Origin of the sequence: Couchioplanes azureus (genome assembly GCF_014648355.1) — a bacterium.
Classification (GTDB): Bacteria; Actinomycetota; Actinomycetes; order Mycobacteriales; family Micromonosporaceae; genus Actinoplanes; species Actinoplanes azureus.
On sequence record NZ_BMQY01000001.1, the window covers coordinates 1097765 to 1109789 of the forward strand.

Below are 12025 nucleotides of genomic sequence, written 5' to 3' on the forward strand. Positions count from 1 at the left end.
CCCTAATGGCCCGGACGGGGTCGGCGCCGGCCTCCCGGCTCGGGCGGAGCCGGGAGGCGCGCCGCCGCCCAGGCACGGGGAGGCATCATGACAGGCATTGCCGGCACCTGGACGAATCCCGGTCGGTCCGGTATCGACGTCGAGGAACTGCTGGTCAGCGACCCGCCACCGTTCGCTCTGCTGTATCGGCCGGGGTCCGATCCGGATCATGTCGACGTCCTGGTCGGCGAGGCGTGCACGGTGGACCGGCTGGCGGACCTGCCGTTGCCGCAGGCGGGGACGGAACCGGCTCGCCAGGGCGCGGCACCGCGGCACGATCTTCTGGTGCTCGTGCCGTACCGGCAGATCGTGGAACGGGACTTCGCCTGCCGGGACGACGGCACACCGCTGACCGCGCTGCGGGTCCATCGGCAGGGTTCGCTGTCGCTCGACGACGTTCAGCGGCTGCTCCCGGACGTTCCGGTGACGGTGCGAGACGCCGAGTTCGACCTGGACGACGACGAGTACGCGGAGGTCGTCCGCACGGTGATCAGCGACGAGATCGGGCGAGGACAGGGCGCGAACTTCGTCATCAAGCGCTCATTCCTGGCCCGGTTGCCGGACTGGTCGCCCGCGGTGGGACTGACCGTCTTCCGCCGGTTGCTGCACCGCGAGTTCGGCTCGTACTGGACGTTCCTGGTCTACACCGGCACCCGGACGCTGGTCGGCGCCTCCCCGGAACGGCACGTGAGCCTGGCCGACTCCACCGTGGTGATGAACCCGATCAGCGGCACGTACCGCTATCCGGCGTCCGGGCCCGACCGGGAGGGTCTGCTCGCCTTTCTCGGTGACCGCAAGGAGATCGACGAGCTCTACATGGTGCTCGACGAAGAGCTGAAGATGATGGGCCGGATGTGTGCCCGGGGCGGCACCGTGACCGGCCCGCACGTCAAGGAGATGGCCCGGCTCGCCCACACCGAGTACCACATCTCCGGGCACAGCACCTCGGACGTACGGGACATCCTGCGCGAGTCACTGTTCGCTCCGACCGTGACCGGCAGCCCGCTCGAAAGCGCATGCCGCGTGATCCAGCGGCACGAGCCGGTCGGCCGCGGCTACTACAGCGGAGCGCTCGCCCTGGTCGGGCACGACGCGGAGGGCCGGCCACAGCTGGACTCGACGATCCTGATCCGGACCGCCGACATCGACGCCGCCGGGCGCCTGGACATCGGCGTCGGCGCCACCGTGGTGCGCCACTCCGACCCGTACGGCGAAGCGGCGGAAACGCGGGCCAAGGCGGCCGCGCTGGTCTCCGCGATCCGCGGTGCCGGCGACGGCGCTCCGGCGGCCCGGGCGCGCTCCGGGGCGACAGCCGGGGATCCGGAGGTCCGCCGGCTCCTGGCCGAGCGCAACGCCCACCTGGCGACGTTCTGGTTCACGCCGGAGCAGGCGCGGCGGCGCGTGCTGCCCGATCTCGCCGGTCGCCGGATCCTCGTGGTGGACGCCGAGGACACGTTCACCGCGATGCTGGGCCACCAGCTGCGGGCGCTCGGCCCGGAGGTGACCATCCGCCGCTATGACGACGTACCGGGGGTGGACGAGGCGGATCTCGTGGTGCTCGGCCCGGGTCCGGGAGATCCCCGGCAGGTGGACGATCCCAAGATCAGCAAGCTGCGTGCTCTCGTGCGCGACGTGCTGGCCGCCCGGTCGCCGCTGCTCGCGGTCTGCCTGGGGCACCAGGTCCTGAGCGGCGTCCTGGGTCTGTCGCTGATCCGCAAACCACACCCGCACCAGGGCCTGCAACGCGACATCGACCTGTTCGGCCGGAACGCGCGGGTGGGGTTCTACAACACTTTCGCCGCCGTGTCCCGGGCCGCGCGCATCGACCGGCCGGAACTCGGCGCCGTCGAGGTCAGCCATGATCCGGCGACCGGCGAGGTGCACGCCTTGCGCGGGCCGGGACTGCGATCGGTGCAGTTCCACCCCGAGTCGGTGCTCAGCCAGGACGGCCTGGACATCCTGACCGACCTGGTGCGCGACCTCCTACCCACCTGAGTAGTTGTCCGCCCTCGCCGTCCGGGACACGCTAGGTGCCGGCTGGCCATCGGCGGAATGTCCGCGGCCTCGGAGCGACCAGCTTCCATCTCGGGGGATCAACTTTCGTGACCACGCCTCTCACCCTCATACCGTTCGACGACACCGACTTCACCTCGGATCCGGAGCGCGAGGGTCGATGGCTCCGCACTCTGCCGGCCCGCCAGCAGCCGCGGTGGAAGGACCGATGGCAGGCCGAACGGCTCAGCGGCGAGCTCGGCGACCTGCCCGGCCTGGTCGCCTGGGAGGAGGTACGCCAGCTGCGTCTGCTCCTCGCCGAGGTCGCGGCCGGCGGACTCCAGGTCCTGCAGGCGGGCGACTGCGCCGAGGACCCCGCGGACTGCGTTCCCGAGGTGCTCAGCCGCAAGGCCGGCATGCTCGACGCGCTGGCCGGGGTGATGCAGGCCCGTACCGGGCTGCCGGTGGTCCGGGTCGGCCGGATCGCGGGCCAGTTCGCCAAGCCCCGCTCCGCCGATCTGGAGCGGCACGGTGAGCTCGAGCTCCCGGCGTTCCGCGGCCATCTGGTCAACGACCCGCGGCCGGATCCGCAGCTACGCCAGCCCGATCCGGCGCGCCTGCTCACCGGCTACCGGGCGGCCCGCGCCGGTACGGAATTCCTGCGCCGGCTCGCCGGTGCCTGGGATCTGCCGGCCGGGGCGCCGGTGTGGACCAGCCACGAGGCCCTGGTGCTGGACTACGAGCTGCCGCTGCTGCGCCGTGGCCCGCGAGGACTGCTGCTGACGTCGACGCACTGGCCGTGGATCGGGGACCGCACCCGCCAGCCGGACGGCGCGCACGTGCAGCTGCTGGCCCGGATCCAGAATCCGGTCGCCTGCAAGGTGGGCCCGACGACCACGCCCGCCGAGCTGATCCGGCTCTGTGGGGTCCTGGACCCGGCGCGTTCGCCCGGCCGCCTGACGCTCATCTCCCGGATGGGCGCGGAGCGGGTCGCGGAGTGGCTGCCGCCGCTGATGGCCGCGGTCCGCGACGCGGGGCATCCGGTCGTCTGGCTGTGCGACCCGATGCACGGCAACACCCGGCGCGGGCCCCTCGGCCGCAAGACCCGCCTGCTGACCAGCGTCGTCCGCGAGGTGGAGCTCTTCCAGGAGGTGGCCGGCGCGGAGCAGGCGGTCGCCGGTGGGCTGCACCTGGAGGCCACGCCGGAGAACGTCGGCGAGTGTGTCGCGGACGAGTCACATCTCGACGACCTGCTCGACCCGCTGCGCTACACCACCCTCTGCGATCCGCGTCTCAACATCGGCCAGGCCGTGGCGGTCGTGTCGGCCTGGCGCCGGTGAGCCACGCGACCGCCGTCCACAGATCGCATTCGAGAAATGAGAACCATGGGCATCCCTCGCATCACCCCGTACCCGATGCCGGCCCCTGCCGAGCTGCCCTCGAACACCGCCGGATGGCGGCTGGACCCGCGGCGGGCCTTGCTGCTGGTGCACGACATGCAGCGGTTCTTCGTACGCCCCTTCCCGGCGGACCAGGAGCCGGTGGTCGCGCTGATCGACAACACCGCGCGGATCCTGTCCGCCTGCCGGGCGCAGGACGTCCCGGTCGCCTACACCGCCCAGCCCGGCCGGATGACCGACGAGCAACGCGGGCTGCTCAAGGACTTCTGGGGTCCGGGAATGACCGGGGAGCCCGGCGATCGGGAGATCGTGGCCGAGCTGGCCCCGCGGCCACGGGACGAGGTGTTCACCAAGTGGCGGTACAGCGCCTTCCACCGCTCCGGGCTGAATGAGCTGCTGCGCCGAGAGGGGCGCGACCAGCTGATCGTCTGCGGGGTCTACGCCCACGTCGGCATCCTGATGACCGCCTCGGACGCGCTGGCGCACGATGTGCAGGCGTTCGTCGTCGCCGACGCCACCGCGGACTTTTCCGCCGACCATCACCGGTCGGCGCTGCGCTACGCCGCCGAGCGCTGCGCGATGGTGGTGACCAGTGACGACGTGCTCACGATGCTGGCCTCGACCTCGGCGGCCGGTCACACCGACCGGCGTGCTGAGCGTATCGGCGGGTGAGTTCCACCCGGGAGCGGACGTCGAGCTTCTTGAAGATCTGCCGGAGGTGGTAGTTGACGGTGTGCGGGGACAGACCCATCCGGCGGGCGACCTGACGGTTCGTGAGCCCCTCGGCGACCAGGCGGGCGATCGGTGACTCCGCCTTGCTGAGGCTGTGCCATGCCGGGTCGCTCGGGCACGGCGCCGCCGGCCGACCGTCGGCCGCGGCGGGCTCCTCGACGGGCCGGACCGGAAGCGGCACGAGGCGCGCGTCGTGCGTCCGGTCCCCGGCGGGAACGGGCACGCCGCCGACCGCGACGACGGCGTCGTGGCGCAGGCCCGAACGCACCGCCGCCGGCATCACCTCGAGCACCGTCTGACGGACGAGCTCGACCGGGAACTCCAGATTCTCCTGGGTCTCGCAGGCCAGCAGCCCGGCGCCGAAGGCCTCGTCCAGCGGGGAGAGCAGCTGAGCGGTGGACTCGCCGAGCAGCCGCGACGCGGCCGGCAGCGGGAAACGCGGCCCCAGCACCGCGCCCACCTGCAGCAGGTGTCGGGTGCGAGGGCTGAGCCGGTCCAGCAGACGGCACACCGCGGCATGCACCCGGTGTGGTTGACGAGTTGCGCCGGCGACCGTCACCTCGCCGTCCCGGTACAGCAGCCGGTGCTCCTCGCGCAGGCCCTCGAGCAGGCGGAGGAGATAGAACGGTATTCCTCCGGCGTCCGCGCACAGAGTGAGCAGGTCCTCGTGCGGGCGGGCGCCGAGGACGTCGGCGACCACCTGCCGGACGGCCGTCGCGTCGAGCGGGCGCAGCGTGATCCGGCTCAGCCGCACACCGGGTACGGCCGCCGGCAGCTCCAGGGCTGGACTCGCCGTCCGGTGGTCGGCGAGCACGAGGACGCACTGCTTCCCGTTCGCTGCGGTGATGGTCGTGAGCAGCCACTCCACCATGGGTGCCGGCAACGTGTGGGCGTCGTCGAGAACCACCAGCGCCGGCGAGGCGTGCGGCCCGGGCGAGGCCGCGGGAGTCGTCAGGAACTCCATCGCCGACACCACGGTGCAGCCGTACCGGGCGGCCGCGCCGGTCGCCTCCTCGATCAGGCGGGTCCTGCCCACGCCGGGTGGGCCCTCCACGACGACCACGCGGTTCTCGCCGTGCCGGACGGCCCTTTCCATGGCGTCGAGCAGCTGCCGTCGTTCCTGCTCGCGACCTCGCAATGGTGTTCGCATCAGTTCGCCTCCCCCGTAGTGCACGCGCTGTCGTGTCTGCCGCGTCCGGGGCGGCTCACCCGACCGGGCAGCGGCTGGCCTCCGCCACGTGGACGTCGTACGCGGCCTTGATGCCGGACTCGACGGCTCCCTCGATCCATGCGGGCCACCGTGAACAGTGCTCGCCGGCGAAGTACACCCGTCCCTCCGGGCGCACGATGTGTTCCTGCAACGTCGATTGCTGGTCCGGTTCGAACAGCACGTAGGCGCCGGCGGAGAAGGGGTCGTCGTACCAGGAGTAGACGCGCCCGGTCTCGAACTCCTCCCGTACCGATGGATGGATCTTGGCGATCTGCCGCAGCGCCTCGGCGACGGCCCGCGCGGGCTCCATCGAGGCCCATCGCAGCGCGTCCTGCCCCCAGGTGTAACTCGCCAGCAGGACGGCACGGTCGTGCTCGGACGCGACATGCGACGGATAGACGACGCGGCGCACCGGCAGGTCGGTGACGGTGGTGCCGCCGCGGATGCCGTCCCGCTGCGACCAGAACGGGCGGCGTACCTGGAAGAAGATCTTGGTGGACGCGTCGTAGTGCAGCTGGCGGATGGCCTTCTGCTTGCCCGTGGAGAAGGCGGGGTCGACGTCGACGTTGCGCAGGACCGAGAAGGGAAGGGTGCAGATCGCGTGGGAGGCGCGGAACTCGGTGGCGGTGCCGCCCACCCGCGCACGGACGACGACCTGGTCGGCGTCCTGGGCGATGGCGACCACCTCGGTGCCGAACCGGATGTGCGCCTTGAGGCGCTCGTAGAAGGCCCGGGGAAGCTGGTCCATACCTCCGGCGATCTCCTGCGGGTTCTCGTACGCCTGCCCGATGACCTCGCGGAACTCCTGGGTCACGGCGGTGTTGAGGGTGGACTCGGTGTGCGTCAGCAGGCCGTACAGCTCGATGGCGGCCTCCGACCAGCCGGACGCCTTGAGGAAGCCGCGGATGGAATAGCCGTCGTACTTGGCGGCCAGCCGCTCCAGCCCTTCGGTGCCGTCCCGCTCGTAGTGGTCGTAGAGCTCGCCGACCGTCTCCTGCCAGAGCTCCTCGTGTGTCCGACCCCGTTCGTGGGCGGCCAGCGGAAACGGCAACCGGGACGGGCTCTGGCGCACGTCCGCCAGGCTCAACCGGCGTCCGCCCACGTGGACCAGGCTGTGCGGGTTGTCCGTGACGAAGGGCCGGACCGGCAGACCGAACTCCCGGCAATAGCCCAAGGTGCTTTCGTGCACCTTGGGAATGCGCATCGCGCCCGCCTCCGCGTAGAGTCCCGGCGCGAAGTCGCGAATCGTGTGGATGCGACCGCCGACTCGCTGCCGGGCCTCCAGGATCACCGGCTCGTGACCCTTGCGCAGCAGTTCGTATCCGGCGACCAGGCCGGCCATTCCGGCACCGAGAATCAGCACCCGCTTCGCGGGGCGGGCGGGAACGGGAAGCCCGTGAGCGGGCACCGACGGCATCGAGTACCGGGTGAAGATGCTGGAGAAGGACGGTGGCGTTCCGGTGAAACCGTCCTGGTGGTCGAGGACCGACATCGTGGGAAGCCTCCAGACGAGCCCGGCGGGCGCGGGCGCAGACGGGTGATGCGGGCGGCAACGGCAGCGCTCGTTATCCGTGGGCGGACTGCTCTGCTTGTCTTCGGGCCGGCGGCTCCGTGGCGGATCGGTCGCGGCGCTCGGCCACCGCGCTCGCCACGGTGAGCAGGACGGTGACGGCCACGCCGCAGAGGACGGCCACGTCGGCGGTGGAGCGGGCCAGCACGAAGGATGCGATCACCGCGGTCAGCGAGTAGCCGACCCCCTGGACGGCGTACATCATCGAGTACCCGGCCGGCTGCATGGCCTCGGGCAGGCGCTCCCGCAGGGAGATGTTGCGGGTCACCATGACGACGGACTGGCAGAACCCGGCAACCAGCAGCGCAACGGAGATCAGGACCCGGTTCGGCGCCAGCGCCATCCCGGCGACGGCGACCGCGGTGGCCGACAGCAACACCAGGCTCTGCGTACGGGACGTGCCCGGCCACGATCGCAGGCCGTAGCTGAAGGCGCCGAGCGCGGCCACCACGGAGAATGCCGACAGCAGGACACCGGCGAACCCCACCGGGACACCCCGCTGCTCGAGCAGCGCCGGCAACACCAGTTCGGCGGCGGCCACCAGGGAGATCGCCGCCGCGCTGGTCAGATAGACGGGCCAGGCCGACGCGAGGACGCGACCGCGGCCCGCCGCGGGAGTCGCGTCGGCCTCGGGGAGCGTGTGCACCGGTAGCAGCGGGAACAGCAGTGCCGCCAGCAAGGCGCCCAGCGCACACGCCCACAGGGGAGCCGTCGGCGCGACCTGCAGGCTGAGCACGACGACCAGCGCCGGCGCGGAGATCCAGATGACCTCGGTGAGTACGCCCTCCATGCTCAGCGCACGCGGTACGTCCTTCTCCGCCACCATCGCGTTGAGCATGCCGCGCATGCCGCCGGGGAAGGCCGCCGGAGCCGCGCCGGCGACGAAGATGAGACCGGCCGTGACGACCACCGGCGCGGCGGTCCACAGCGCCGCCACGAGGAAGGCGGCGCCGGAAGCGGCCAACCCGGCGACGAGGTGGACCCGGAGGCGCTCCGGGCGCAGGAAAACCCCCTGCGCCGCGGCTCCCACCACCTCTCCGGCGATGTACACCGCCGCCAAGATGCCGCCCAGCGCGTATCCGCCGGGCCGGGACCGCGCCAAGAACACCAGCGCCAGCGGCGCCATGGCGACCGGCAGCCGACCGAGGAAGGCCACCCCGGTCCAGAGCCCGATATCGCGGGTGGCCAGCCGTCGGTAGTCCTTGAACAAAACCCCTCCTTGAACCCTGTTCTTCGACGCCCGTCGCTCCCGCGATGAAGGCGGTAGGCACCGGGCCGGGCCGGCGAGTCAGGCCGACGCGCCGCCGTCCACCACGAGATCGTGACCGACGACGAAACTGGATGCCGGCGACGCCAGCCACACGATCGCCTCGGCGATCTCCTCGGGCCGGCCCATGCGCCCGATCGGTATCTCCGCCTTGATGCGCCGGTTGCGGTCGGCCGCGGTCTCGCCGGGCCAGAGCGCCATCGACGTCTCGGTCGGACCGGGGCTGACGGTGTTGACCCGGACGCCGTAGTGAATGGATTCGCGAGCGGCGGTCCGGGACAGTGCGACCAGGCCGGCCTTGCTGGCGGCGTACGCACCCTGGTTGACCAGGCGCATCTGGGCCCCGATGCGCGACGCGACGTTCACGACCGCGCCGCCTGTGCCCTGGCGGCGCATCTGACGCAGTTCTTCCCGCAGGCACAGCCACACGCCGTGCAGGTTCACGTCGAGAACCGACTCCCACTCCTCGTCCGGGAGGTCCGCCACAGCGCCCCAGGACGGCACGCCGGCGCTGTTGACCGCCACGTCGAGCCGCCCGTGCCGGGCCGCCCGGGCCACCATCCCGGCGACCGCGCGGCGGTCCGTCACGTCGGCGACGGCGTACTCGGCCGTACCCCCTGCGGACTCGATCGCCTTGACCGTCAGGGCGAGGGCCTCGACGTCACGGCCCGCGACGGTGACGTGGGCGCCCTCCCGGGCCAGCGCCAGCGCCGCCGCGCGCCCGATACCGGATCCGGCGCCGGTGACCAGCGCGGTCCGGCCCGGCAACCTTCCTCCGGCCCGGTCGGCGGGGCTTGCTTCTCGCAGCATGCCGATACCTTTCTGGACGTCGCGGGACTACCGCGCGATGGCGTCGAGGGCCTGCACCAGCAGTTCCTCGGTGGCCAGCGCGTCGCGCCGCGTCGGGCCGACGATGAGGCACTGCCCGGACGGTCCACCCGGCCAGGCGTCGTCCACCGTGATGAGCACGCCGGTGGCGGTCTTGCGGTCGTAGGCGATACCCGCCTCGCGCAACGCCTCCAGCGCCTCGGTGAACGACGGCCAGGAGCAGCGGCGCCGCTCGACGAGCACCTTGGTGGTGGCGTAGTCGGCGCCGACGACGTCCGTACCGATGCGGTGGATGTGGGTGGAGCCGCCGACCCGGCCGTTGCACTCGTTGAAGAGGATCTGCCCCTCCGGGGTGGCCATGGCATCGAAACTGATGTTCCCGCGATAGCCCATCGCCTGCACGGCCGCGGCGAGCCGAGCGCAGCTGTCCAGGAACGCGCCGTACGACGCCAGCTCCGCGGTCGGCCCGGGTACGACCAGGCCGTTGATGATCGGTTTCATCCGCATCTCACCGTGGCCGAGCAGGCGCCGGTCCCCCTCGCCGATGACGAACTCGGCGTAGACCGGAGTGCAGTCGTGAATGTACTGCTCGATCACGACGGCACGCCGCCCGTTGGCGCTGTACCGCTGCCAGGAGGTGGTCAGATGAGCGGCGAGTGCGGCGCGATCCTCCACCACGACCACACTGTCGGCGCCGAACGCATTGACATCCGGCTCGCGCGTGATGACTTCGTTGCCGATGCCGCCGCCGTGGATGTCCTGCTTGACGATGACCGTTTCCTTGTGGGAAAGCAGCTCCCAGATCGCGGCCTCGGCGGCCTCCGGGTCGTTCACCACGGCGCCCGGTGGCAGGTTCACCCGGTTGCCCGCCGCCAGCGCGCGGAAGGTGGCCTTGCTGTTGACCAGATCGACGCCGCCCTGCACGAAGAAGCCGAGCCCGTCGTCCACGCTGTGCAGGCCCAGTTCCTCGGCCAGGGTCAGCGCCGCGCGGTCGTAGTAGAACGGGTAGATCTCGTCCACGCCTGCGGCCCGGATCGCCGACCGCAGGTCCTCGACGAAGGCCGGGTGAGCCAGCCGGTCGTCGTAGAGCAGGTCGTCACCCTGAGCTCCGGTGGGCGGCACGACGACCCGAAGATCGGCGGGCGACATGCCCAGATGCGAGCCGACGTACGCCAGGTAGGCCGGGTCCGGCGACGTGGGCAGCACGACGATGTCGCCGGGCCGGGCGCACCACACCATGCGGTGCGACTGGGTGCCGAGGTAACTGCGATAGTCGTCGGATACGGCCAGCGGCCCGTCGACGATTTCTTCCGGCAACTGGTTGCTGACGACGAGACGCGACATATGTCCTCACGGTGATTTCGGCGGCGGAATACAAAGAAGAGCGGCCGACGGCGCGTCCTCAGTGGACGGTCGGCATGGACTGAGCCGGTGACAGGAAGAAGAAAGGCGCTTCGACCGCACTCGGGTCGGCGGCGGGCGGAAAGTTCCTTAGTGCGTGGGCGCCGGCACGGCGCGGTTCCGGGACGGGATTTCGGTCGAGCAGGCGGATTCGGCACAGCCGGTTCCGCGGCCCGGCCACCGGACAACATCGCACTCTCGTGACATCAATGCCTCCCCCAGGCAATGCACGAATCCACAAAGGATTCCCGGTCAACACGGACACCCTACTCGCGTCCAATGGACAGCAGGCCGAAGTAGCACAGCGTGACCATTTTCGTCACAGGCCGGCAATATATCTGCAATATTTTGCTGCGCTGAGCAACTAACTGGATGCAGAGTGTGGTGTCACGACCGATAGATGGCCTGCTGACGCCCAACGCGCCAAAGAGCCACAGTGGACAGAGTGGTGATCGTCACACTGGATTCCGTCCCACAATGCGGCACGCAGCGTGAGGGGGCCGGGTTCGCGGCGCAGTCTTCCAGGCGGTCATCGGCCGGGAAGCCGCGGTTCGCACTGCGACCGTGGTCATCCGGTTGCTTGGCCCAGCCACCGGCTCCACGGCGGTCGCCACGCCGGCCGCTTGGCTGCTCGCCGGCTGCTTGTCTGCTCGCCGGCCGCTTGGCTGCTCGCCTGCTTGTCTGCTCGCCGGCTGCATGTCTGCTCGCCGGCTGCGCGAGACCGACCGGGGCACGGGAGTTGTTCTCTGGCGGGCTTCCGATCCACGACGCGCATCCCCCGTCCACCGAGAGCCCGAGATCCGGGCCTTCCTCCAGGCCGAGCACCGGCGCCGAGCACGTCTGTCTCCGGCGCAGGCCCCTACGCGATTCAAGTAACCGATCAAGAAGGCCAACACATCTGGGTGACATCGCATTTGTCGTTCGTCACTACAGTGGGATCGTGTCTGAAATTCTCGATCTTGCGTCCGTCGCTCTGCGATTCGCCGCGCAACCGGACTGGATAGAGGCTGGAGCCACCGCGGTGGCCGCAATGGGAACCGTCGGCGCTTTCTACCGGCAAGGCAAGGCGCTCAGACTGGAGCGCGAGACACGACGGGCCGAAATCGCAAGGCTGGAAGACGAAAGGCTGACCTCGGCCGAGGCTCAAGCCAAGAGCATCGTCGTCATGAAGCACCGGCGAAGAAGGCTGCACGACGACCAGGACGTTCTGGTCGCCACGGTATTCAACTGCGGACAGCTGCCGGTGGTGAAAATCCACGCGGACGCGCACATCGACAAAGAAGGCAGTAGCCTCAGAACGTCTTTCGACGACGTAGTGCCCGTACTCGCGCCGGGTCAGCAGGTGGAGATCAGTGCTCCCATGCCGGACTACGAAGACAATCTGGGATCCCGTTACTCCGGCCTCGGCTGGAGACTCCACATGGATCTCAAATTCGGAGACCTGCAAGGGAACGCGTTCACTTCCTGTCGTGGCCGGATCAGGAGACACGAGCAGTCGTTTCTGGACTTCTGGGTGCTGCAGTCCATGAGGGAACCCGAGGTCGAGGAGGCGCCGATGCCCGTACCGACGCCGAAAGCCGGCTAGT

General features: G+C 70.5%; 9 protein-coding genes. 4 read left to right on the plus strand and 5 right to left on the minus strand.

All coding sequences use genetic code 11. The features are described 5' to 3' along the window. The first annotated feature begins 87 nt into the window (after positions 1–87). From IEY99_RS05085 to IEY99_RS05095, 3 genes are all read left to right on the plus strand, one after another. A complete protein-coding gene (locus IEY99_RS05085) occupies positions 88–2034 on the plus strand; it encodes an anthranilate synthase family protein (RefSeq protein WP_189199704.1) in 1947 nt (648 codons plus the stop codon). Between the two features lie 107 nt (positions 2035–2141). Next, a complete protein-coding gene (locus IEY99_RS05090) occupies positions 2142–3371 on the plus strand; it encodes a 3-deoxy-7-phosphoheptulonate synthase (RefSeq protein ID WP_229798124.1) in 1230 nt (409 codons plus the stop codon). Positions 3372–3416: 45 nt separating this feature from the next. After that, positions 3417–4103 carry an isochorismatase family protein gene (locus IEY99_RS05095; RefSeq protein WP_189199706.1) on the plus strand — a complete coding sequence of 229 codons (687 nt, stop codon included), beginning with the start codon at positions 3417–3419 and terminating at the stop codon, positions 4101–4103. Here IEY99_RS05095 and IEY99_RS05100 read toward each other — a convergent pair. The 5 genes from IEY99_RS05100 to IEY99_RS05120 all read right to left on the minus strand — a co-directional run bounded on the left by IEY99_RS05100 (position 4036) and on the right by IEY99_RS05120 (position 10382). Beyond that, complete coding sequence (locus tag IEY99_RS05100; RefSeq protein WP_189199708.1) at positions 4036–5313, minus strand: helix-turn-helix transcriptional regulator; 1278 nt, start codon at positions 5311–5313, stop codon at positions 4036–4038. The two genes, IEY99_RS05095 and IEY99_RS05100, sit on opposite strands and share 68 nt — an antisense overlap. Positions 5314–5368: 55 nt before the next feature. Continuing rightward, positions 5369–6865, minus strand: coding sequence for a flavin monoamine oxidase family protein (locus IEY99_RS05105; RefSeq protein ID WP_189199710.1), 1497 nt, complete (start codon positions 6863–6865; stop codon positions 5369–5371). 73 nt (positions 6866–6938) lie between these two features. Then, positions 6939–8153: an MFS transporter gene (locus IEY99_RS05110; RefSeq protein WP_229798126.1), complete on the minus strand. Its 1215-nt coding sequence runs from the start codon at positions 8151–8153 to the stop codon at positions 6939–6941. Positions 8154–8231: 78 nt separating this feature from the next. Then, a complete protein-coding gene (locus IEY99_RS05115; protein WP_189199712.1) occupies positions 8232–9020 on the minus strand; it encodes an SDR family NAD(P)-dependent oxidoreductase in 789 nt (262 codons plus the stop codon). 27 nt (positions 9021–9047) lie between these two features. Further along, positions 9048–10382 carry a preATP grasp domain-containing protein gene (locus tag IEY99_RS05120; protein ID WP_189199714.1) on the minus strand — a complete coding sequence of 445 codons (1335 nt, stop codon included), beginning with the start codon at positions 10380–10382 and terminating at the stop codon, positions 9048–9050. 997 nt (positions 10383–11379) lie between these two features. On the opposite strand from IEY99_RS05120, the gene IEY99_RS05125 reads away from it, so the two are divergent. Beyond that, positions 11380–12024 (plus strand): hypothetical protein, encoded by a 645-nt coding sequence (locus IEY99_RS05125; protein ID WP_189199716.1) that lies wholly within the window; start codon positions 11380–11382, stop codon positions 12022–12024. Position 12025 lies beyond the last annotated feature (1 nt).

What these genes read in the sequence shown, in the direction of transcription:
- IEY99_RS05100 (WP_189199708.1), bottom strand. Translation starts at nt 5,313, where the DNA reads ATGCGAACACCATTGCGAGGTCGCGAGCAGGAACGACGGCAGCTGCTC.
- IEY99_RS05115 (WP_189199712.1), bottom strand. Translation starts at nt 9,020, where the DNA reads ATGCTGCGAGAAGCAAGCCCCGCCGACCGGGCCGGAGGAAGGTTGCCG.
- IEY99_RS05120 (WP_189199714.1), bottom strand. Translation starts at nt 10,382, where the DNA reads ATGTCGCGTCTCGTCGTCAGCAACCAGTTGCCGGAAGAAATCGTCGAC.
- IEY99_RS05095 (WP_189199706.1), top strand. Translation starts at nt 3,417, where the DNA reads ATGGGCATCCCTCGCATCACCCCGTACCCGATGCCGGCCCCTGCCGAG.
- IEY99_RS05105 (WP_189199710.1), bottom strand. Translation starts at nt 6,865, where the DNA reads ATGTCGGTCCTCGACCACCAGGACGGTTTCACCGGAACGCCACCGTCC.
- IEY99_RS05085 (WP_189199704.1), top strand. Translation starts at nt 88, where the DNA reads ATGACAGGCATTGCCGGCACCTGGACGAATCCCGGTCGGTCCGGTATC.